General features: G+C 66.8%; 19 protein-coding genes and 1 pseudogene. 4 read left to right on the top strand and 16 right to left on the bottom strand.

Translation table 11 applies throughout. The features are described 5' to 3' along the window. Positions 1–22 precede the first annotated feature (22 nt). From ycaC to ACUTAG_RS07235, 3 genes are all read right to left on the bottom strand, one after another. A complete protein-coding gene (gene ycaC, locus ACUTAG_RS07245) occupies positions 23–646 on the bottom strand; it encodes an isochorismate family cysteine hydrolase YcaC (protein ID WP_006383910.1) in 624 nt (207 codons plus the stop codon). Between the two features lie 129 nt (positions 647–775). Then, positions 776–1,756 carry a LysR substrate-binding domain-containing protein gene (locus tag ACUTAG_RS07240; RefSeq protein ID WP_148319196.1) on the bottom strand — a complete coding sequence of 327 codons (981 nt, stop codon included), beginning with the start codon at positions 1,754–1,756 and terminating at the stop codon, positions 776–778. A 126-nt stretch (positions 1,757–1,882) separates the two neighbouring features. Then, the gene (locus ACUTAG_RS07235) at positions 1,883–2,830 is read right to left on the bottom strand and encodes an AraC family transcriptional regulator (RefSeq protein ID WP_148319194.1); all 948 of its coding nucleotides are present in this window, start codon (positions 2,828–2,830) and stop codon (positions 1,883–1,885) included. A 319-nt stretch (positions 2,831–3,149) separates the two neighbouring features. Here ACUTAG_RS07235 and ACUTAG_RS07230 point away from each other — a divergent pair, with 319 nt between their 5' ends. Next, positions 3,150–4,196 (top strand): aldo/keto reductase, encoded by a 1,047-nt coding sequence (locus ACUTAG_RS07230; RefSeq protein ID WP_006383913.1) that lies wholly within the window; start codon positions 3,150–3,152, stop codon positions 4,194–4,196. Between the two features lie 258 nt (positions 4,197–4,454). Continuing rightward, a pseudogene (locus ACUTAG_RS07225) lies at positions 4,455–5,192 on the top strand (YoaK family protein); the annotation flags it as partial. A 56-nt stretch (positions 5,193–5,248) separates the two neighbouring features. Here ACUTAG_RS07225 and ACUTAG_RS07220 read toward each other — a convergent pair. The 3 genes from ACUTAG_RS07220 to ACUTAG_RS07210 all read right to left on the bottom strand — a co-directional run bounded on the left by ACUTAG_RS07220 (position 5,249) and on the right by ACUTAG_RS07210 (position 7,162). Then, positions 5,249–5,995, bottom strand: a complete 747-nt coding sequence (locus ACUTAG_RS07220; RefSeq protein WP_262352303.1) for a hypothetical protein — start codon at positions 5,993–5,995, stop codon at positions 5,249–5,251. A gap of 132 nt (positions 5,996–6,127) precedes the next feature. Further along, positions 6,128–6,673, bottom strand: coding sequence for a fasciclin domain-containing protein (locus tag ACUTAG_RS07215; protein WP_148319190.1), 546 nt, complete (start codon positions 6,671–6,673; stop codon positions 6,128–6,130). 249 nt (positions 6,674–6,922) lie between these two features. After that, a complete protein-coding gene (locus ACUTAG_RS07210; protein WP_241122880.1) occupies positions 6,923–7,162 on the bottom strand; it encodes an RNA polymerase sigma factor in 240 nt (79 codons plus the stop codon). 275 nt (positions 7,163–7,437) lie between these two features. Between ACUTAG_RS07210 and ACUTAG_RS07205 the strand changes: the two genes are divergently transcribed. Next, positions 7,438–8,097, top strand: coding sequence for a thiopurine S-methyltransferase (locus ACUTAG_RS07205; protein ID WP_054438655.1), 660 nt, complete (start codon positions 7,438–7,440; stop codon positions 8,095–8,097). Between the two features lie 88 nt (positions 8,098–8,185). Here ACUTAG_RS07205 and ACUTAG_RS07200 read toward each other — a convergent pair whose 3' ends face one another. From ACUTAG_RS07200 to ACUTAG_RS07185, 4 genes are all read right to left on the bottom strand, one after another. Next, positions 8,186–8,785: a transglycosylase SLT domain-containing protein gene (locus ACUTAG_RS07200; RefSeq protein ID WP_006383920.1), complete on the bottom strand. Its 600-nt coding sequence runs from the start codon at positions 8,783–8,785 to the stop codon at positions 8,186–8,188. A gap of 227 nt (positions 8,786–9,012) precedes the next feature. After that, on the bottom strand, positions 9,013–11,604 hold the full coding sequence (gene acnB, locus ACUTAG_RS07195) for a bifunctional aconitate hydratase 2/2-methylisocitrate dehydratase (protein WP_148319188.1): 2,592 nt from the start codon (positions 11,602–11,604) through the stop codon (positions 9,013–9,015). 315 nt (positions 11,605–11,919) lie between these two features. Then, the gene (locus ACUTAG_RS07190) at positions 11,920–12,819 is read right to left on the bottom strand and encodes an FxLYD domain-containing protein (RefSeq protein ID WP_148319186.1); all 900 of its coding nucleotides are present in this window, start codon (positions 12,817–12,819) and stop codon (positions 11,920–11,922) included. Continuing rightward, a complete protein-coding gene (locus tag ACUTAG_RS07185; protein WP_148319184.1) occupies positions 12,809–13,693 on the bottom strand; it encodes an FxLYD domain-containing protein in 885 nt (294 codons plus the stop codon). The genes ACUTAG_RS07190 and ACUTAG_RS07185 overlap by 11 nt, the downstream gene beginning before the upstream one ends. Positions 13,694–13,985: 292 nt before the next feature. On the opposite strand from ACUTAG_RS07185, the gene ACUTAG_RS07180 reads away from it, so the two are divergent. Then, on the top strand, positions 13,986–14,750 hold the full coding sequence (locus tag ACUTAG_RS07180) for a TSUP family transporter (protein WP_148319182.1): 765 nt from the start codon (positions 13,986–13,988) through the stop codon (positions 14,748–14,750). Between the two features lie 33 nt (positions 14,751–14,783). Here the strand turns inward: ACUTAG_RS07180 and ACUTAG_RS07175 are convergent, their stop codons facing one another. From ACUTAG_RS07175 to ACUTAG_RS07150, 6 genes are all read right to left on the bottom strand, one after another. Then, on the bottom strand, positions 14,784–15,224 hold the full coding sequence (locus tag ACUTAG_RS07175; RefSeq protein ID WP_006383925.1) for a CBS domain-containing protein: 441 nt from the start codon (positions 15,222–15,224) through the stop codon (positions 14,784–14,786). Continuing rightward, entirely contained in the window at positions 15,208–15,681 is a 474-nt protein-coding gene (locus ACUTAG_RS07170; RefSeq protein WP_054516057.1) for a type II toxin-antitoxin system RelE/ParE family toxin, read from the bottom strand. Before ACUTAG_RS07170 ends, ACUTAG_RS07175 begins: the two co-directional genes overlap by 17 nt. Positions 15,682–16,065: 384 nt before the next feature. Continuing rightward, positions 16,066–17,079 carry a proline racemase family protein gene (locus tag ACUTAG_RS07165; protein ID WP_148319180.1) on the bottom strand — a complete coding sequence of 338 codons (1,014 nt, stop codon included), beginning with the start codon at positions 17,077–17,079 and terminating at the stop codon, positions 16,066–16,068. Between the two features lie 39 nt (positions 17,080–17,118). Further along, entirely contained in the window at positions 17,119–17,910 is a 792-nt protein-coding gene (locus ACUTAG_RS07160) for an ABC transporter permease (protein WP_054428328.1), read from the bottom strand. Next, positions 17,907–18,755 carry an ABC transporter permease gene (locus tag ACUTAG_RS07155; RefSeq protein ID WP_024070031.1) on the bottom strand — a complete coding sequence of 283 codons (849 nt, stop codon included), beginning with the start codon at positions 18,753–18,755 and terminating at the stop codon, positions 17,907–17,909. The genes ACUTAG_RS07160 and ACUTAG_RS07155 overlap by 4 nt, the downstream gene beginning before the upstream one ends. Then, positions 18,752–19,801, bottom strand: coding sequence for an ABC transporter ATP-binding protein (locus ACUTAG_RS07150; RefSeq protein WP_054501155.1), 1,050 nt, complete (start codon positions 19,799–19,801; stop codon positions 18,752–18,754). The genes ACUTAG_RS07155 and ACUTAG_RS07150 overlap by 4 nt, the downstream gene beginning before the upstream one ends. Positions 19,802–19,811 lie beyond the last annotated feature (10 nt).

The following is a 19,811-nucleotide window of genomic DNA, read 5'->3' as shown; positions in this document are numbered from 1 at the left end:
AGGCAGGCTTGCGCCGGGCGGCTTACTTGCCCTTGGTGGTCGAGTACGACGCCATCAGGTTGCGATAGTCGGGGATGTGGTTGGCGAACAGCGTGCCCAGGCCCTCGATGTCGTTGCGCCAGTCGCGATGCAGTTCGCAGGCCACGCCGAACCACGACATCAGTTGCGCGCCGGCCTGTTCCATGCGGCTCCAGGCGGCGTTGCGGGTGACTTCGTTGAAGGTGCCCGAGGCATCGGTCACCACGAATACGTCGAAGCCTTCCTCCAGCGCCGACAAGGCGGGGAAGGCCACGCACACTTCGGTCACCACGCCGGCGATGATGAGCTGCTTCTTGCCGGTGGCCTTGACCGCCTTGACGAAGTCTTCGTTGTCCCAGGCATTGATGTTGCCGGGGCGGGCGATGTAGGGCGCCTTGGGGAATTTGTCCTTCAGCTCCTGCACCAGGGGGCCGTTGGGGCCGTCCTCGAAACTGGTGGTCAGGATGGTGGGCAGCTTGAAATAGGCGGCCAGGTCGGCCAGCGCCAGCACGTTGTTCTTGAATTGATCGGGTTGAAAGTCGCGCACCAGGGACAGCAGGCCGGCCTGATGGTCGACCAGCAGTACGGCGGCTTCGTTCTTGTCCAGTTTGACGTAGGGTTTGCTCATGGCTTTGCTCCGGTTGCGTGAGGGAGGCGGGCCCAGGGCCGCGCCGTGGTCAGAATCTTGAGTCTGTAGCCTGCATCCTAGATTAGCCGGGGAACATGTCGGTAGTGGTTCAAAGCGATCCTCAGCGTTCTATTCCTGGGACGATATATGCGCCCCTTGAACAATCTGCGGGCAATGGCGGCGCTGCGCCTGCGCTTCGAGTTCGCTGATGCCGTGATATTGCTCGGCCATGAAATCCAGCAGTTCGCGCACCGCCGGCAGCAGGCCGCGACGCAAGGGGAAGACCGCGTGCACGTTGCCCGGCTCGGGCTGCCAGGGGCCGCCCACGTTCGCCAGGCGCCCCGCATCCAGTTCGTCGTGGATCATGACCATCGGCAAGGCGACGACGCCCACGCCCCGTAGCGCGGCCTGCTTCAAGGCCAGCATGTCGTCGGTGACAAACCGCGGCGAGTAAGGCACTTCCAGGCGCGCGCCATCGGCGCCATCGGCGCCATCCAGTCTCCAGACCGATTCGCGCTGCTCGGGCCCCAGCGCCAGCGTCGGCAGCTGGCTGAGTTGTTGCGGATCGGCCGACGCCGGCAGGCGCCGCGCCAGTGCGGGGCTGGCCACCAGGCACTGGCGTCCAACGCCCAGATGCTTCATCACCAGGTCGCTGCTTTCGATCTGGCCGAAGCGCACCCGTACCGCCAGGTCGTAACCCTCGCGCAGCACGTCCACGGGTCGGCTGAAGCTTTTCAGGTACACGTTCACCTTGGGACACTGCTCCATGAAGCGCGCCACCATGTCGCCCAGGAAATAATAGATCAACGCCGGTGGCGCGCTCATGCGGATGGTGCCTTGCGGCTCGGCGTGGGTGCGGTCGATGACTTCCTGCGCCGCCTCCGCGCCAGCAAGCATCGACAGGCACTGCTCGAAATATTCCTGGCCCAGCTCCGTGACCGCGAAAGTACGCGTGGAGCGCTGGATCAGACGTACGCCGAGCCGTTCTTCCAGTAGCGCGATCCTCCGGCTGAGGCGCGATTTGGGGATGTCGAGCGCGCGTCCGGCCGGCGCGAAGCCGCCGTTGCGCACCACTTGCACGAAGTAGTAAAGGTCGTTCAGGTCTTGCATGGGCGCGCCCGCATTCGCAGTGGGGAGTTCCCAAGCATATCGCTGATTTCCGGTCAGGCGCTCCGCGTCGCGTCGCTGGGAGGCCCGAGCCGGGTGGCTGTGTGGCTGCGGCCGTGCGTCGCAGGATCAGGCAGCCGCCAGCGCTTCGTCCTTCCAGCGCTGTTTGTCGCGCAAGGGCGGCGTGCCGAACAGGCGGCTGTATTCACGGCTGAACTGCGACGAACTTTCGTAGCCGACCGCATGGGCCGCCAGGGCCACGCCGGCATCATCGGTCAGCATCAGCCGGCGCGCCTCCTGGAGCCGCAGGTGCTTCTGGTACTGCAGCGGGCTCATGGCGGTGGCCTGCTTGAAATGATGATGCAGTGACGACACGCTCATATGCACGTCGCGCGCGATTTCCTCGACGCGCAATGGCAGCGCGTAGTTGTCGCGCAGGATGCGGATCGCCTTGGCCACGCGATTGAGCTGGCTGTCCTGCAGCACGGTCTGGCGCAGCACCACGCCCTGGCCGTTCATCAGCAGGCGGTACAGCAGTTCGCGCTTGACCATGGGCGCCAGGATGGGGATGTCGCGTGGCGTATCGAGCAGGCGAAGCAGGCGCAGCATCACGTCCAGCAGGGTGCCGCCCAGCGGATTGACGCACATGGCGCGCGAGGCTTCGGCCGGCACCAGCGGCGGCAGGTTCTCGTCGCTGATCAGGGCGGTGATTTCCTCCGGGTTCAGGTCCAGCCGCAAGCCCAGGTAGGGCAGGGTCGGGCTGGCCATCGAGACCTTGGCCACCACCGGCAGGTCGACTGATGAGATCAGGTAGTGGAACGGATCGTACTCGTAGGCTTCGTCACCGATCAGCACCCGCTTGGATCCTTGCGCGATGACGGCCAGCGCCGCCTTCTGCAAGGCGGGCTTGGGGCCGGTCGGCTGCGAGATGCGGTGCAGGAACAGGCCTTCGATGGGTGTATCGAGCGAGCCTTCGAGCGTGCCGGTCATGCGCTCGAGCAGGCACAGCAGTTCGTGCCGGGCGGGTTCGAAAACGGCATTCGGCGGGGTGGTCGTGTCGGTGGGGGCGGGAGGCATGGAGGGGCTCCGGGCAAGGCGCCCTTGCGCGCGCGTGGCGGGTGGGGCGCCGGAGGATCAGGCGTCGTCGAGTGTAGATCCAACCAGGGAACTTGCATGCCATCCAGCAAGTGGATGCGGAGAAATAGGCAAAAAACGTGGAGGATCGGGCGCATGCCGGGGAGGGGGGCGGCCGGGCCGGAGGATCGGGCAAAAAAAGGGCAGGATCGAGCATCGCCTGCGGCCCCTGCGGCGCCGCATACTGTTTCCACCCCGGCCGTGCGCCGCCGCCGTCCCATCCCGGGCCGGTACCGCGCCCTGCCTGCGAAGGAGTGCACTCATGCGGTACAAGAAATTCGGCAATACCGGCCTGTTCGTTTCGGAATTGTGCCTGGGCACGATGACCTTCGGCGGCGAAGGCGAGTTGTGGAGCAAGATCGGCGCCTTGCAGCAGGAGGACGCCAACCGGCTGGTGGGCCGTGCCCTGGAGGCGGGCGTCAACTTTATCGACACGGCCGACGTGTATTCGGAAGGCCGTTCCGAGATCATCACCGGACAGGCGTTGCGCGACCTGAAGGTGGCGCGTGACGATGTGGTCGTCGCCACCAAGGTGTTCGGCCAGACCGGGCCAGGGGCCAATGCCCGCGGCAATTCGCGTTTTCACATCATGGACAGCGTCAAGAAGAGCCTGGCGCGCCTGCAGCTGGACCATATCGACCTGTACCAGATTCATGGCTTTGACCCGGCCACGCCCATCGAGGAAACGGTGCGGGCGCTCGACAACCTGGTGCAGCACGGGCACGTGCGCTACGTCGGGGTATCCAACTGGGCGGCCTGGCAGATCGTGAAGGCGCTGGGCATCGCCGAGCGCCTGGGCCTGGCCCGTTTCGAATCGCTGCAGGCCTACTACACCATCGCCGGCCGCGACCTGGAGCGCGAGATCGTGCCCATGCTGCAAAGCGAGGGGCTCGGCCTGATGGTGTGGAGTCCGCTGGCGGGCGGCCTGCTCACCGGCAAGTACGGCCGCGATGGCCAGGCCGCGGCCGGCGACCGCCGCGCCCAGTTTGACTTTCCGCCGGTCGACCGCGAGCGTGCCTTCGACAGCATCGACGTCTTGCGCCAGGTGGCCGAGGCGCGCGGCGTGTCGGTGGCGCAGGTTGCGCTGGCCTGGCTGCTCCATCAGCGAGCGGTCACCAGCGTCATCATCGGCGCCAAGCGCGTCGACCAGCTGGACGACAACCTCGCGGCCACCGCCATCCGCTTGACCGGCGACGAACTGGCGGCCCTGGACAAGGTCAGCGCCCTGCCGCCGGAATATCCGGGCTGGATGTTCACGCGCCAGGGCGAGTTCCGGCGCAAGCAGCTGAGCGAGTCCGACGCCGTGTGAACGGATTTGGGCTGGTAAAGCGTCGATGGCGGCGGCTGCCGCCTGCCGAAGGGGCGGCCGGGCGGGTAGAATCCTGGAACCAGGCGCGGCCGGCCAGCCGGCCGCGCCGCCTATTTCCGGGAGCCTCCGTATGCCGCGCACCGCGCGCGTTGCCACCCTGGCGCAGCGTGACAAATCGCTGGCCGCGCTCGAACTCATGCCGCGCACCGGCTACGTGGGTCCGTGGGACCGCCCGACGCGCTAGCGTATCGCGTCGCCATGGCCATTCCTTTCCTGCGCCAGCTCACCGCGGTCAGCCGCACACCGCAGGCCAACCGGCGGCTGGCCTACTTCCTTACCTTCGTCGCCGGGGCGGTCAACGCGGGCGGGTTCCTGGCGGTGCAGCAATACACCTCGCACATGTCCGGCATTGTTTCGATGATGGCCGATCACATGGTGCTCGGCAGCGTGGCAGTGGTCTTGCAGGGATTGGCCGCGCTGCTGTCGTTCCTGGCGGGCGCGGCGACGTCGGCCTCGCTGATCAACTTTGGGCGGCGTTCGCACCTGGCCAGCGAATTCGCGCTGCCCCTGGTGCTCGAGGCCTTGCTGCTGCTGGCCTTCGGCCTGCTGGGCGCGAACCTGGGGGACCTGCGCTGGTTCTACGTGCCGGGCACGGTGATGCTGCTGTGCTACATCATGGGCCTGCAGAACGCGATGATCACCAAGGTGTCCAAGTCCGAGATCCGCACGACCCATGTGACCGGCATGGTCACCGACATCGGCATCGAGCTGGGCAAGCTGTTCTACTGGAACCTGGCTCACGACGACAAGGCTGGCGGCCCGCGAGTGCGGGCCGACCGTGGCAAGCTGATCGTGCTCAGCACGCTGGTCACGCTGTTTTTCTGCGGCGGGGTGGTGGGCGCCTATTCCTTCTTCCACTACGGTTTCGGCTCGACCCTGCCGCTGGCGCTGTTCCTGCTGGTTCTGGCGGCGGTGCCGGTGGCCGACGACATCCGCCATTTCTTTGCGCGCCCCTAGCGTTGCATGACCCTGGCGCCTGGTCCGGGCGCGGCTCAGGCCTTGGCGTGTGCCAGAAAGACCTGCAGCGCGGCGGCCGTCTGCCAATGCAGGCTTTCGAGGCGGGCGTCCTTGGCCGGGTCGGTGATGGCGCGGCCCTTGGCGTCGATGGGATAGGGCTCTCCCAGCAGCCGCGCCATGTCGATCTGGTAGTGGCTGCTGTCGCCATAGGGGCGCTTGCCATCGATGAACGGCATGGGCCAAAAGGCGTCGCCTTCACGCAGCACCGCTTCCAGTTCGTCCTTGCCGGCTTCGCGCCAGCTGGCCGCGCGCAGCAGCGTCAGGTGCTCGCGCCGCAGTTCGAAGCGGCCCTGCGCGTCGACGCCGCTGTCGGGAAAGTCGAACATCTCCCGGCGCGCCGGCGGCACGGCGTAGCGGCCGGGCGCCAGCCGTCCCAGCTGGCGAACATAGGTCGGCACCAGCCGGCAGACTTCCGCCAGCCGTTGCGCCGCTAGCGCGGGGTCGCGCGTGTCCAGTGCAGCCATGGCCGCGGCCAAGGTGTCCCTGCCGCCCAGGGGATGCTCGAATTCGATGCCGGGCGCGCCCGATTCCACCGGAATCCAGATCACGCCCAGGCGCCGCATCAACGCGGCGTGTTGCGCGCCATAGCGGATCTGTCCGGGGGCGGCCTGGAACACCTGCCTGACGATGGTGTCGCGCCCCGGGCTCGCCCGGGCGCGCAACGGGGCGCAGGCCAACGCGGCCAGGGCCAGGGTGAAGCGGCGGCGGGAAGATGAAGGCATGATCGGCGGCATGCAGGCCCCAGGCTCAGGATGGAGCCCCTACGATATCGCGAAATCCCGGCATGCACGCCGCGCGGCCATGGGCCCGGCATTGCCGTCGGGCCCATGGCCGCTCTCCGAGGCTCGCCGCGATCACTTGGGCATGAGCACGGTGTCGATCACATGGATCACGCCGTTGGACTGGTAGACGTCATAGATGCTGATATTGGCCACGCCGCCCTTTTCGTCCTTGACGATCAGGTTGTGCTTGCCGTTCATCATGACCCAGAGCTTGCCGCCGCTGGCGGTGGCCAGTTCCGTGACGCCGCCCTTCCTGGCCCGGGCGGCCAGCGCGTCGAAGTCCAGTTTTCCCGGAACGACGTGGTAGGTGAGGATCTTGATGAGGGTTGCCTTGTTCTCCGGCTTGACCAGGTTGTCGACGGTCCCCACCGGCAACTTGGCGAAGGCGGCGTTGGTGGGCGCGAACACGGTGAAGGGGCCCTTGCCCTGCAGCGTATCGACCAGGCCGGCGGCCTTGACCGCCGCCACCAGGGTGGTGTGGTCGGCGGAGTTGACCGCGTTGGCGACGATGTTCCTGGCGGGCATCATCGGTTGTCCGCCGACCATGACGTCGGCCGCATGGGCGGGCGACAGGGTCAGGGCAGAGCAGGCGATGGCAAGCGAGGCTAGCAGTTTCATGACGATCTCCTTTTGGGGTTGGCCGTCACCAGGAAATACGGGGCGCCTGAGCCGTTGGATGCCGTCGCTTGATCAGGACAAACCCTAGGTGGAGCCCTTTGGCGCCGGCCCGTGGCGCGGACCCGGATCACCTTGCCGCCGAGCACGATCGGACCGGTCGGAGCGCCCCGCGGCGCGCTGCCCGGGGTTCGATGTCGGGACGCCGCAGCCGGTCGATGCAGCGGTCGCGGACGATGCGGGTCATCCAGGTCATCGCCTGGCTCTGCTCGGCGCGGTATTGGCCGGCCGCCGGATCGAAACGAAACATTCCTGCAGCACGTCCTCGGCGGCTGCCTGGTCTCTCAACATACGCCTGGCGAGCGCAAACAGATGCGGGGACGCAAGCCGGTACAGTTCGGCCAGCGCGGATCCGCGCTGTTGCGCACATTCGGCGCGCAGGTCCTGGAGACGCTGGGCGTCGGGCATCGGATCATGGAGAAGGTCGATCACGTCGGTGGGGGCAGGCCGGCTAAAGCATGCCGGCGTGGAGCCCGCGCGTCACCCTGGCGCGATCACTACAATAGTGCGTTTGACGGCCAGTCCGGCACGCAATCCGGGCATGGCCGGCACGGCATACCGGTAAACGCGCCTTTCGGGCGTCTGTTCGAAACCTCGATCGGTTTTCGGCCGGTTAGTATCCAGGGAGCATTGCCATGCCGCGCACCGGCGCGCGGCATTGTCCGCGAATCGCGCGATTCGCTATTTTCCGGAGGACAAGAACAAACATGGACGCGGAATTCTGGTTGGAGCGCTGGCGTGACGGGCGCACGCATTTTCATCAGACACGAGTGACGCCGCTGTTGCAGAAATACTGGCCGACACTCTCGGTGCCCGCGGGCGGCAAGGTGCTGGTGCCGCTGTGCGGCAAGTCGCTGGACATGGTCTGGCTGGCGGCGCAGGGCTACCAGGTCCTGGGCGTGGAACTGTCGCAATTGGCCGTCGAGCAGTTCTTCACCGAGAATGAGCTCAAGCCGGTGATCCACGAGAGCGCCTATGGCAGGCACTACGTGGCGGGCAATATCGAGATCATCTGCGGCGACATCTTCAAGCTGGACGCGCCGCTGCTGTCGCACTGCGTGGGCGCGTATGATCGTGCCGCGCTGGTGGCGCTGCCCGCCGACATGCGCGGCGACTATGTGCGCCACGTCTATGGCCAGCTGGCGCCCGGCTACCGTGGGCTGTTGATCACCCTGGACTATCCGCAGGAAGAAATGGACGGGCCGCCATTCGCGGTGGTCGACGCCGAGATGCGCAATCTGTTCACCGGCGTGTCGCCAGCGGTCATCATCGACCGCCGCGACATCCTGGCCAAGGAACCCAAGTTCGCCGAACGCGGCGTCAGCCGGCTGGACACCGTCGTCTACCGGCTGGGGGGCCAGGCCTGAGAGGTTGCCGGGCGGCGCGTCGACGCCGCCCGTCGGGCGCTAGGGGCGTGCCCGGCCTGCCGCCTGGCGCCGTGTCCCGCTCGCCGGCTCAGAAGAACCAGCCGCCGCGGGTCAGGTCCTTCTCGCAGCTCTTGTACTGGCTGGCGAACTTGTCGGCGCGCGCCTGCACTTTCTTTGATACGGTCTTTAACCACGCCTTGCGGTCGTAGCTGCGGTTGCGATAGCCGGTCCAGCCCTCGTGGTAGTTCAGGTACTGGCCATAGGCGTCCCATTTGGAGATGCCATTCAGGCGCTGGGTCTTGTTCATGTACCAGCCCATGAAATCGAGCGCATCGGCGAAATTGTCGCGGCTGGCGCCCCAGCCGCCGGCATCTTTCTTGTAATCGGCCCAGGTTTCGTCCTTGGCCTGGGCGTAGCCGTAGGCGGAACTGACCCGGCCCCACGGAATGATGCCCAGGAAGTAATAGCGCGGCGGCACCGCGTCCTGCTTGAAGCTGGATTCCTGGTACATCATCGCCATTGGCACCGGCACCGGCGCGCCCCATTTCTTCTGCACCTTCAGCGCGGCGTCGTGCCAATCCGGCTTTTCGCGGAAGATGGCGCAGATGTTCTCGGGATTCGAGGGCGGGGCGGTGGCGCAGCCGGCCAGCGCGGTCAGCAGCGGCAGCGGCATCAAGAGCCGTGTCATTGGCGGTTTTCTCCCGGTGCCGGCGGGCGGCGGTTACGTCTTGCTTGTCACGATTTGCGGTGATTGTATGAAAACGTATCGTCGTGAAAGTTCCGTCCCCTACTTTCGGACGCATGGCAGGGTGTGTCCGTCCTATCTGCGGCTTCGCCAAACCCGTGGGCCGCGCCAATGAAAACGGCCCCGGATCATTCCGGGGCCGTGTCGCAGGCGAGCCTACGTGGCGAGGTTTACACCTCGATCACGTCCGCCACGTCCTTGTAGTCGGCGATCTTGTCGAAGTTCAGGTACTGGTAGATCTGGTCGCCGCTCTTGTTGATGACGCCCATGTCGGCCATGTACTCGTCCTTGGTCGGGATGCGGCCCAGCTTCGAGCAGATCGCGGCCAGTTCGGCCGAACCCAGGTACACGTTGGTGTTCTTGCCCAGGCGGTTCGGGAAGTTGCGGGTGCTGGTGGACATCACCGTCGCGCCTTCGCGGACCTGCGCCTGGTTGCCCATGCACAGCGAGCAGCCCGGCATTTCGGTGCGGGCGCCGGCGGTGCCGAACACGCCGTAGTGGCCTTCCTCGGTCAGCTGGGTGGCATCCATCTTGGTGGGCGGGGCCACCCACAGCTTGACCGGGATGTCGCGCTTGCCTTCGAGCAGCTTGGACGCCGCGCGGAAGTGGCCGATGTTGGTCATGCAGCTGCCGATGAACACTTCGTCGATCTTGGCGCCGGCGACTTCCGACAGCGTCTTGACGTCGTCCGGGTCGTTCGGGCAGGCCACGATGGGCTCGTGCACGTCGGCCAGGTCGATCTCGATGACGGCGGCGTATTCGGCGTCGGCGTCCGGTTCCAGCAGCTGGGGATTGGCCAGCCAGGCTTCCATCGCCTTGATGCGGCGGCCCAGCGTGCGCTCGTCTTCGTAGCCGTTGGCGATCATCCACTTGAGCATCACGATGTTGCTGTTGATGTACTCGATGATCGGTTCCTTGTTCAGGCGCACCGAGCAGCCGGCGGCCGAACGCTCGGCCGAGGCGTCCGACAGTTCGAAGGCTTGTTCGACCTTCAGGTCGGGCAGGCCTTCGATTTCCAGGATGCGGCCGGAGAAGATGTTCTTCTTGCCTTGCTTGGCGACCGTCAGCAGGCCCTGCTTGATGGCGTACAGCGGGATCGCGTTGACCAGGTCACGCAGGGTGACGCCGGGCTGCAGCTTGCCCTTGAAGCGCACCAGCACCGATTCCGGCATGTCCAGCGGCATCACGCCGGTGGCGGCGGCGAAGGCGACCAGGCCCGAACCAGCCGGGAACGAGATGCCGATGGGGAAGCGGGTGTGCGAGTCGCCGCCGGTGCCGACGGTGTCGGGCAGCAGCATGCGGTTGAGCCACGAGTGGATCACGCCGTCGCCCGGACGCAGCGAGACGCCGCCGCGGGTGCTGATGAACTCGGGCAGCGTGTGGTGCGTCTTGACGTCCACGGGCTTGGGATAGGCGGCGGTGTGGCAGAACGACTGCATCACCAGGTCGGCCGAGAAGCCCAGGCAGGCCAGGTCCTTGAGCTCGTCGCGGGTCATGGGGCCGGTGGTGTCCTGGCTGCCGACCGAGGTCATCTTCGGTTCGCAGTAGGTGCCCGGACGGATGCCGCGGCCTTCCGGCAGGCCGCAGGCGCGGCCGACCATCTTCTGGGCCAGCGAGAAGCCCTTGCCGGTGTCGGCCGGGTCCTTGGGCAGGCGGAACAGCGTCGACGGGGCCAGGCCCAGCGCTTCGCGCGCCTTGGCGGTCAGGCCGCGGCCGATGATCAGCGGAATGCGGCCGCCGGCGCGCACTTCGTCGAACAGCACGTCGGACTTCACTTCGAATTCGGCGATGACTTCGCCGTTCTTGATGGCCTTGCCTTCATAGGGGCGCAGCTCGACCACGTCGCCCATTTCCATCTTGGAAACGTCGAGTTCGATCGGCAGGGCGCCGGCGTCTTCCATGGTGTTGTAGAAGATCGGGGCGATCTTGTTGCCCAGGCACACGCCGCCAAAACGCTTGTTCGGCACGAAGGGGATGTCTTCGCCGGTGAACCACAGCACCGAGTTGGTGGCCGACTTGCGCGAGGAGCCGGTGCCGACCACGTCGCCGACGTAGGCGACCAGGTGGCCCTTTTCCTTCAGCGATTCGATGAACTTCACGGGACCGCGCTTGCCGTCTTCTTCCGGTTGGAAGGCGGCGCCGTCGCGCTTGTTCTTGAGCATCGCCAGGGCGTGCATCGGGATGTCGGGGCGGGTGGTGGCGTCCGGGGCCGGCGACAGGTCGTCGGTGTTGGTTTCGCCGGGCACCTTGAAGACCGTGATGGTCAGGCTTTCGGGCAGTTCCGGGCGGCTGGTGAACCATTCGGCGTCGGCCCAGCTCTGCATCACGGACTTGGCGTTGGCGTTGCCCTTGTCGGCCTTTTCCTTGACGTCGTGGAAGGCGTCGAACATCAGCAGGGTCTTTTTCAGGGCGTCGGCGGCGATCGTGCCGATTTCCTTGTCGTCGAGCAGTTGGACCAGCGGGCCAATGTTGTAGCCGCCCAGCATGGTGCCGAGCAGTTCGGTCGCCTTGGCGCGGCTGATCAGGGCACAAGCTTCGGTGCCCAGGGTCACGGCGGCCAGATACGAGGCCTTGACCTTGGCGGCATCGTCCACGCCGGCCGGAACACGGTGGGTCAGCAGATCGACCAGGTTCTGCTCTTCGCCCGCGGGCGGGTTCTTCAGCAGTTCGATCAGTTCAGCGGTTTGTTTTGCCGTCAGGGGCAGCGGGGGAATCCCCAGGGCCGCGCGTTCGGCAACGTGTTGGCGGTAAGTATCCAGCATGTGAGGCCTGCTCAAAGTCGGGTTGGAAGAAGGGTTGTCGCCGGAATTGTAGAGGGAAGAGGGGGCCGCTAGCAAATGTCTTATATCTTATATAAGACTTGGGTCGATAGGCGTTGCCTGCGGGCCACGCCGGGGCGTCGCCCGGCATGGCGGCGGCGGTCTGCCGTGGGTGAAAATGGGGTCGATTCAGCCTTCCGCGCCGGGGGGGCGTCCAGGGCGGGACGTTGCGGGCGCTGCGTCAGGCGCCGTACCCGCGGTGGGGTAACGGTGCCTTTGCGCTGCCTCAATCAATTGCGGGCGGGCCGCGGCCGTGGCTCAGTTGGCCTTGGCGTCGTACACCACGCCCACGCGGGCGAAGTTGGCGCCATACTGCTTGACGTCCAGCTGGAACGGCGCGCTCTCGCCCGGCTTGAGCTTGGGCAGGCGCAGCTCCGAATAGCGCGCGCCGGTCAGCTTGTCCTGGGCGTCGTAGAGGCTGACCCAGACCTTGACGTTGTCGATCTCGGCGTTGTCGTTGTTGCGCACCCGGCCATGCACGGTGACGTACTTGTAGCGATAGCGGTAGGTGAAATTCAGGGTGCCGGTGCCGATGCCGGCCTCGGTGTTTTCGACGCTGATGTCCAGCGCCGGGCGCGAGCCGGGCAGGGCCGCGCGCTTGGCCGGCTTCCAGTGGGTCTTGACCTCGGAATAGCGCTCGAAATTCTCGCCGTTCAACAGTACCGGAATGCGCTCGCCGGGATAGAGCATGGCCGGCAGCGACCATTCCTGGCGCAGACGCAGGGGGCGCGAGCCGTCGAACACCGAGATCTCCATACCCGGCGACAACGCCACATACTTGTCGCTGCGGTTGACCACCTCGGCCAGCAGCAGCGGGCGTTCGATCTCGTCGAGCAGGCGGCGCGGCGGCGACAAGGCCAGCGCCGCCGGATCGAAAAGGGCGAAGTCCGGATCCAGCAGTTCGGCCGTGGTCAATCGCACATCGTCGATGATGCGTGGGTTGGCGGGGCTGACACGCACGATGCGGCTGGCGGGGCCTTCGGGAACCGGCGTCGCGGCGGCGGGCGCCGGCGCGGCCTGGGCTGCCTTGGGCGCGTCCCAGGGCAGCAGGCCGTTGTACTTGGCCAGGGCATAGCCGCCGGCGGCCAGGATGATCAGCACCAGCCCGGCCCGGGTGGGCCGCGACAGGGGCCGTGCAGGGGAACGGTCAGCCTTCACTTTGCACCATGTAATCGTAGGATCCGACCTTGCCTTCGGCCAGCATGTCGCAGCGCACGTCGAACGAGGTCAGTGCGCCGGGGGCGAGCGGACTGGCCGACCCGTAGCCATTGCCGGTGCCGATCAGCTTGCCGTCCTCGCCGTACAGCATCACCGTCACCTGGGTGCTGCTGGCCGCGGCCGTGCCCTTGTTGCGCAGCAGGCCCACCAGCCGATAGGCGCCATCGTTGCGCACCAACTGCACTTTGTCGGCGGCGACCTCGCGGGCGTTGCTGTGCGCCAGCGACGGCGTGGCCGGCTTCAGGACGTAGCGGCTATAGGCCGTGTCCGGCAGGGAGATCGTCACCGGGGTGTATTCGCCCGGCAGCAGGGTGCGCGCCATCGGCGAACCCGAGGAGGACGACAGGGTCAGCTCGCCCTGGTAGAACGTGGCGGTGACGCGCGGCGCATCGATCTTCTTGCCGGTCTCGTTGCGCATCAGCATCACCAGCTGGCTACGGCCACGCGAACGCACCTCCTGCACGTCCGTCAGCTTGACCAGCGCCGCATCGATGGGGGGAGGCGCCGCGCGCGAAGGCGGGCGGTTCGACGAACCACTGGTGAACAACGAGGCGGTGACCGGCACCAGGATGGCGGCAAGCACCACGAGCCCGATCGCGATGACCGCGCCGGGCTGCAGCTTGGCGGCTGGCGCCGGCTGGTGCATGCCGCGCAGAATCTTCTCCAGCCGCTGGGCGACGTTGTCCTCGACCAGGGTGACGGCGTGGCAATGGCTGCACTGGTACTCGTTGGTGTCCAGCTTGGTGAACTGGGCGCTGCCGCAGGTCGAGCAGGTCAGCGTCACCGTATTGATCGTGGTCTGTTTGGGTGTCATGCGTGGGGACGGGCGGGCCGCGTCCGGGGTGGCGCCGGGATGGCGCGGCCCGCCCGGGCGCGGCGGGCGTACTGGGCGGCAAGGATAGCGGCCGGGCGCGGCGGGCGGGGTGCATGAGCGCATCTGATTATTACAAAATGTAGGAAAACCGCCAGGCAAGCCCTGGACCCGGTGCTATCATCGCCGGCGTCGAACACCCCTCTTGATACGCCGTTTCCCCCAAGTCGTTCCGCTCCGGATCGCGATATTTCGCGGCGGGGCCGAGCCGAGGCAGGTCAGGCTCCGCCCCAGCATGAGCATCCTCCAACACGTGTTGTTCCTCGCCTGCGTGGCGCTGGCGACGTACGCCCAGACCATGACCGGTTTCGCCTTTGGCCTGGTGCTGTTGGGCCTGTCAGGGGTGTTCCAGCTGGCGTCCGTGTCCGAGGTGGCCAATGTGGTCAGCGTCCTCTCGCTGGTGAACGCCGTGGTCACGCTGGCGCGCGCCAAGCCCCAGGTCAACTGGCCGTTGATGGCGCCGGCGCTGCTCAGCAGCCTGGCGGGCGTGGCGGTGGGCGTGGCCGCGCTCGCCTGGATCAGTGGCGCCATGGCGGTGCTGCTGCAATTGCTGCTGGGCCTCACCATCATGGCCTGCGCCGTATTGCTGGTGGCGCGCACCCAGCCGCTGGCGCGCCTGTCATCGCGCGCGTCGTTCCTGTTCTTCGGCGGCGTCTCGGGCGTGCTGGGCGGCCTGTTCTCCAGCGCCGGGCCGCCCATGGTCTATCACCTGTACCGCCAGCCGCTGCCGCTGGCGTCGATCCGCAACAGCCTGCTGGTGCTGTTTTCGTTGAACGCCGTGGTGCGCCTGACGCTGGTGGCGGGACAGGGCGCCTTCATGGCGACCTCGTTCTGGCTGAGCCTGCAGGCCCTGCCGGTGGTGATCGGCGTGACGTGGGTGGCGCGCCGCTATGCCACCGCCGGGTCGATGAAGACCGTCAAGCGGATGGTGTTCGTGCTGCTGCTGGCGGCCGGCCTGGGCTTGGTGGTGCCGGCGTCGCGGCTCCTCGCGGCGGGTTAGCCGCGAGGCCCCCGGTGATGCCGGAGATGGCGTTCAGCCGCGCTCGCCGGTGATGTAGCGTTCGAGTTCGGTGATGATGAACTTCTGTTCGCTCATGACGTCCTTGACCAGGTCGCCGATGGAAACCAGACCGACCAGCTTCTGGTCCTGGATGACCGGCAGATGGCGGAAGTGACGTTCGGTCATCAGCGCCATGCAGTGTTCGCGGGTGTCTTCCGGACGCACGTAGAAGACGGAATCGGTCATGATTTCGCGCACCTTGGTGGTGCGCGACGAGCGGTCCTGCAGCACGATCTTGCGGGCGTAGTCGCGCTCGGTCAGCATGCCCAGCACCTCGTCGCCCTGCGCCACCACCACGGCGCCGATACTGCGCTCGGCCATGGTCTTGATGGCGTCGTACACGGACGAGTCCGGTGAGACGGTCACGACGGCGGGGTTGGCCTTTTCCCTGAGAATCTCAGCAACTTTCTTCACGATGTGCTCCCGAATCGCTGGCAAGGTTCACGCGCCGGCCCGAGTCCGTGCCGGGCGCCTTCAGCCGGCGCACGGTCTGGCCGTGGCTCCATCCTAAGCCCGGCGACGGGATTGCCGCAAGTTTCCGGTAGGTTCTCACGCGGTATGGCCTGGCGGGTTCATGGAGCAGGTGGCTATAGTCGCGGCCTCCGTAGAACACGCCAAGAATGGTCAAGGACCCGTCATCGTTCAGCGAGTAGGCGATGATGCAACGCTGCTGATGATGCAGGAAGCGGAGATTGGGGTTGGCGGCATGGCGCCGCGCTCCGCGTCTTGGAAAATGGGCCAGGTCCAGGCCGGCCTGGATTACGCCGTCGACATAGCCGTCCGCTGTTGCGGAAGTCCCCGCCGCGCTGAAATACCGTTGCATGTTGACGATGTCGCGGAGCGCGTCCGGCGTGAACACGACGCAGAACATGTCAGCGGCCTGAAGGTCGTCTGGCGCGCTCCGCGGCGAGCGCGGCCAGAACCTCGCCAGGGGTGAGCAGGCGGGATGGATCCGCCTTGCTGGCCCGGCTTATCGCTTCGAGCCGCTTGAGCCAGGCGTTTTCGTCCCGCTGATCAACGCCGGGTAGATAGGGAGGCGGCAGCTCCGGGGGAGGATCCGATTGGCAGTGTTCCCGCACGGGGGGCGTTGGGATGGCGTTGGACGGCGTGGCATGTAGAGAATTCCAAAGGCGTGGGCGACCTGGATAGCCTATTTGCGGCACGACGACGCGACAAGTCCTTTGAGCCATTCCTCTCGTCCTATCTTTCGACGAACGCGCGCGAGCGGCCGGCTCGCGCCGGCCGCCCCGCATCTTCAGCGGATCAGGAATCCCGCGCCCACCGGATCGTTCTTGTCGATGACCCAGCGCGCCGTGCCCAGGATGCTGGCCGTGCCCTTCACCGTCGGCCGCACCGCGCGGGTGCCGTTCAGGTCGACCTCGCCCAGCAGGCAGCCTTCGAAGGTGCCGCTGCCCAGCAGGCCTTCGGACCTGATCGGCTGGTTCAGCCCCATCTTGCCGCGCGCCTCGAACATGGCCATCATCGCGCTGGTGCCGGTGCCGCCGGGCGAGCGGTCGAGCTGGCCGGCGCTGAACACGTGCACGTTCTTGTAGAACGCGCCCTCGATCGTCGGCTGGTGCCAGAACGTGATGAAGTTCAGGTTGTTGATATGCGCTTCGGTCGGATGCTGGATGCGCTGGCGGGCATTGAGCTGGTCGCGCACGATCAGGCCCATGCGCGACAGCTCGGTGCCGTTGTCGGGCGAGATGCGCAGGTCGCAGTTCGACAGGTCGACGATGCCGAAGTAGTTGCCGCCCCAGACGATGTCGGCCGACAGCGTGCCGTAGCCCGGCAATTCCACCGGGATGTCCTGCGCCGCGACATAGGCCGGCACGTTCTCGAAGCGCGTCCACAGCACATTGTCGCCTTCCGAGGCCACTTCCGACACCACCAGGCCGGCGGTGGTCTCGAAGCGGATGCGGGTGATGCCGTCCTGGCCGCGCGGCACCAGGCCGTTGGCCACCATGGCCATGCTGACCGCGATGGTGCCGTGGCCGCACATGTGCGAATACTCGGTGCCGTCGATGTAGATCAGGCCGGCGTCGTACTCGGGGCTGGACGGCGGCGTCAGGAACACGCCGAACATGTCCTTGTGGCCGCGCGGCTCGCGCATCAGCGCCTTGCGCAGCCAGTCGTAGTGCCGCTCCAGGAACGCGCGCTTCTCCAGGATGGTGGAGCCGGCGGGGTACGGAATGCCGCTGTGCACGATGCACAGGGGCTCGCCTTCCGTATGGGTATAGATGACATCGAACGCGTCTTGCTTGCGCATGACAGTGACTCCAGGCGGTAGATAGGGGGAAGAGGAAAGTTATTTGCCGCGTTCGGACAGCATGTCCAGCCCGACGGTCAAATCCAGGATCACGATGGCGACGACCGCAGCCACGATCGTGGCGCCCGATACGGCTGCGATGGTCGGATCAATCGTGTATTGCACGTAGTTGAAAAGCTTCACGGGGATGGTGTTCAGGTCCGCCGTGGTGTTGAAAATCGACAGCTCCACATTGATCCACGACGAGATGAAGGCGAAGATCGAACCGGTCACGATGCCCGGGCGGATCTGCGGCAGCACCACCAGGAAGAACGTGGTCCACGGATTGGCGCCCAGGTCGGCCGAGGCTTCCTCCAGCGCGCGCTGTTCCGGCGTCAGCAGCGTCAGGGTGGAGCGCAGCACGAACGGCGCGATGATCACGACGTGGCCGATCAGGAGCGACAGGAAGCTGCGGGTCAGGCCGAAGTACGCGCCGAATTGCAGCAGCGCCGCGCCCAGCACGATGTGCGGCAGCACCAGCGGCGACATCAGCACCGAGGTCAGCGCGGCCTTGCCCGGGAACTCGTAGCGCGCCAGCGCCAGCGCCGCCGGCACCGTCAGCAGCACCGCCGCCACCGTGGCGGCCAGCGCCAGCACCGTGCTGGTGGTGAACGCGGCCACATAGCCGGCCTCGACCAGCAAGGTGCGGTACCACTCCAGCGTCCAGCCCTGCGGCGGAAACGCCAGGTACGGCGTGGCGGTGAACGATGCGCCCAGGATCACCACGAGCGGCAGCGCCAGGTAGGCCAGCACGGCCAGCGCGGTCAGGCGGATCAGGTGGCGGGCGATCATCGCGCGGCTCCCGGCAAGGCGGCGGCGCGGTTGGCCAGCGCCACCAGGATCAGGGTGAAGACCAGCAGCACCATGCTCAGCGCGCCGCCGTAGTGGAAATCGAACACCGTGCTGTACTGCTGGAAGATCAGCATCGACAGCACCGTGACGCGGCCGCCCGACAGCAGCGCCGGCGTCACGTAGGCGCTGACCGCCAGCGTGAAGACGATGATGGCGCCCGACACCACGCCGGGCAGCGTCAGTGGCCAGGTCACGTGAAGGAAGGTCGCGGCCGGACTCGCGCCCAGGTCGGCCGAAGCCTGCTCGCAGGCCGGATCGACCCGCGCCAGCGCATTGCCTACCGCCAGCACCACGAACGGCAGCAGCACGTAGACCATGCCGATCAGGATGCCCAGCTCGGTGCCGATGAAGCGCATCGGCCGGTCCACCGCGCCGGTCGCCATCAGGCCCTGGTTGACCAGGCCGTTGCGGCCCAGCAGCACCATCCAGCCGAAGGCGCGCACGATGTTGCTGGTGAACAGCGGCACCACCAGCAGGATCACGCAGGCGCGGCGCCAGGCCTGCCAGCGCACCACGCGCACCAGGTACCAGGCCAGCGGATAGCCCAGCAGCAGGCAGGCGACGGTGGTGAACAGGGCCAGCCGGAACGTCACCAGGATCACGTCCCAGTGGTATTGGTCGGCCAGCACCTTCATGTATTGCGCGGCGGTCGGCGTCAGTCCGTCGGGTCCGCCGGTGGCGCTGGCCAGCGCCACCACCGCCAGCGGCGCCAGGAAGAAGGCCGCGAAGAACAGCACCGGGGCCGCCAGCAGCAGGCCGGGAGAGAGCCAGGCGCGCCGCGTCATGGCTGGCCGCCGATCAGGTGCAGGTGTGCGGGCGCGAACGCCAGCGTCACCTCGCCGCCGGCATGCAGGCCGCCGGGCGCGAGGCCGCCGTGGCGCGCCACCAGCGTCTGGCCGCCGATGTCGACGTGGATCATGCTGTGGCTGCCCACGTTGATCACGTCGCTCACGGTGCCGGTCAGCATGGCGTCCGCGCGTTGGCACAGCTTCAGGTCTTCGGGCCGCAGCACGGCCAGGCCGCGACCCGCCGCCGGGCGTTGGGCGAGCGGCACGCGCAGGCCCTGGGCATCCAGCATCAGGGCGCCGTCATCGGCCACGGTATAGGCGATGAAATTGGCGTCGCCGATGAACTCGGCGACGAAACGCGTGGCCGGCTGGCGGTAGATGTCGGTGCCGGCGCCGACCTGCTCGATGCGGCCGGCGTGCATGACCACGACGCGGTCCGCCATGGTCATCGCTTCTTCCTGGTCATGCGTGACGAAGATGAAGGCGATGCCCAGGCGGGCCTGCAGATGCTTGAGTTCGAGCTGCATGCGCTTGCGCAGCTTCAGGTCCAGCGCTGACAGCGGCTCGTCCAGCAACAGCAGCTTGGGCTGGTTGACGATGGCGCGCGCCAGCGCCACGCGCTGCTGCTGGCCCCCGGACATCTCGCGCGGATAGCGCGGACCGAAGTCGGCCAGGCCGACCATGTCCAGCGCACCCCGGGCGCGCTCGGCCGCTTCCGATTTCGACGCGCCCTGGCGCCGCGGACCGTAGGCGACGTTCTCCTGCACCGTCATGTGCGGAAACAGCGCGTAGTTCTGGAACACGGTATTGAGCGGGCGCTTGTGCGCCGGCAGCCGGCTGACGTCCTGGCCGTCGATCAGGATCCGGCCCGATTCCGGCTGCAGGAAACCGGCGATCGACTTGAGCAGCGTGGTCTTGCCGCAGCCGCTGGGGCCCAGCAGCGCCACGAACTCTCCCTGCTGGATCGCCAGGTCGATGCGGTCCAGCGCCTGGTAGGCGCCGAAGCGCATCGACACGCCTTCGATGGTGAGCAAAGCGGACATGGGGAACGGA

This window comes from Achromobacter sp. CSND-B12, from assembly GCF_052906545.1.
The sequence above is the reverse complement of the archived record's forward strand: the minus strand, read 5'-3'. Positions and strand labels throughout refer to the sequence as shown.

What these genes read in the sequence shown, in the direction of transcription:
- ACUTAG_RS07170 (WP_054516057.1), bottom strand. Translation starts at nt 15,681, where the DNA reads ATGTTCTGCGTCGTGTTCACGCCGGACGCGCTCCGCGACATCGTCAAC.
- ACUTAG_RS07200 (WP_006383920.1), bottom strand. Translation starts at nt 8,785, where the DNA reads ATGACACGGCTCTTGATGCCGCTGCCGCTGCTGACCGCGCTGGCCGGC.
- ACUTAG_RS07205 (WP_054438655.1), top strand. Translation starts at nt 7,438, where the DNA reads ATGGACGCGGAATTCTGGTTGGAGCGCTGGCGTGACGGGCGCACGCAT.
- ACUTAG_RS07160 (WP_054428328.1), bottom strand. Translation starts at nt 17,910, where the DNA reads ATGATCGCCCGCCACCTGATCCGCCTGACCGCGCTGGCCGTGCTGGCC.
- ACUTAG_RS07165 (WP_148319180.1), bottom strand. Translation starts at nt 17,079, where the DNA reads ATGCGCAAGCAAGACGCGTTCGATGTCATCTATACCCATACGGAAGGC.
- ACUTAG_RS07180 (WP_148319182.1), top strand. Translation starts at nt 13,986, where the DNA reads ATGAGCATCCTCCAACACGTGTTGTTCCTCGCCTGCGTGGCGCTGGCG.
- ACUTAG_RS07240 (WP_148319196.1), bottom strand. Translation starts at nt 1,756, where the DNA reads ATGCAAGACCTGAACGACCTTTACTACTTCGTGCAAGTGGTGCGCAAC.
- ACUTAG_RS07215 (WP_148319190.1), bottom strand. Translation starts at nt 6,673, where the DNA reads ATGAAACTGCTAGCCTCGCTTGCCATCGCCTGCTCTGCCCTGACCCTG.
- ACUTAG_RS07220 (WP_262352303.1), bottom strand. Translation starts at nt 5,995, where the DNA reads ATGCCTTCATCTTCCCGCCGCCGCTTCACCCTGGCCCTGGCCGCGTTG.
- ACUTAG_RS07150 (WP_054501155.1), bottom strand. Translation starts at nt 19,801, where the DNA reads ATGTCCGCTTTGCTCACCATCGAAGGCGTGTCGATGCGCTTCGGCGCC.
- acnB (WP_148319188.1), bottom strand. Translation starts at nt 11,604, where the DNA reads ATGCTGGATACTTACCGCCAACACGTTGCCGAACGCGCGGCCCTGGGG.
- ACUTAG_RS07230 (WP_006383913.1), top strand. Translation starts at nt 3,150, where the DNA reads ATGCGGTACAAGAAATTCGGCAATACCGGCCTGTTCGTTTCGGAATTG.
- ACUTAG_RS07155 (WP_024070031.1), bottom strand. Translation starts at nt 18,755, where the DNA reads ATGACGCGGCGCGCCTGGCTCTCTCCCGGCCTGCTGCTGGCGGCCCCG.
- ACUTAG_RS07185 (WP_148319184.1), bottom strand. Translation starts at nt 13,693, where the DNA reads ATGACACCCAAACAGACCACGATCAATACGGTGACGCTGACCTGCTCG.
- ACUTAG_RS07235 (WP_148319194.1), bottom strand. Translation starts at nt 2,830, where the DNA reads ATGCCTCCCGCCCCCACCGACACGACCACCCCGCCGAATGCCGTTTTC.
- ycaC (WP_006383910.1), bottom strand. Translation starts at nt 646, where the DNA reads ATGAGCAAACCCTACGTCAAACTGGACAAGAACGAAGCCGCCGTACTG.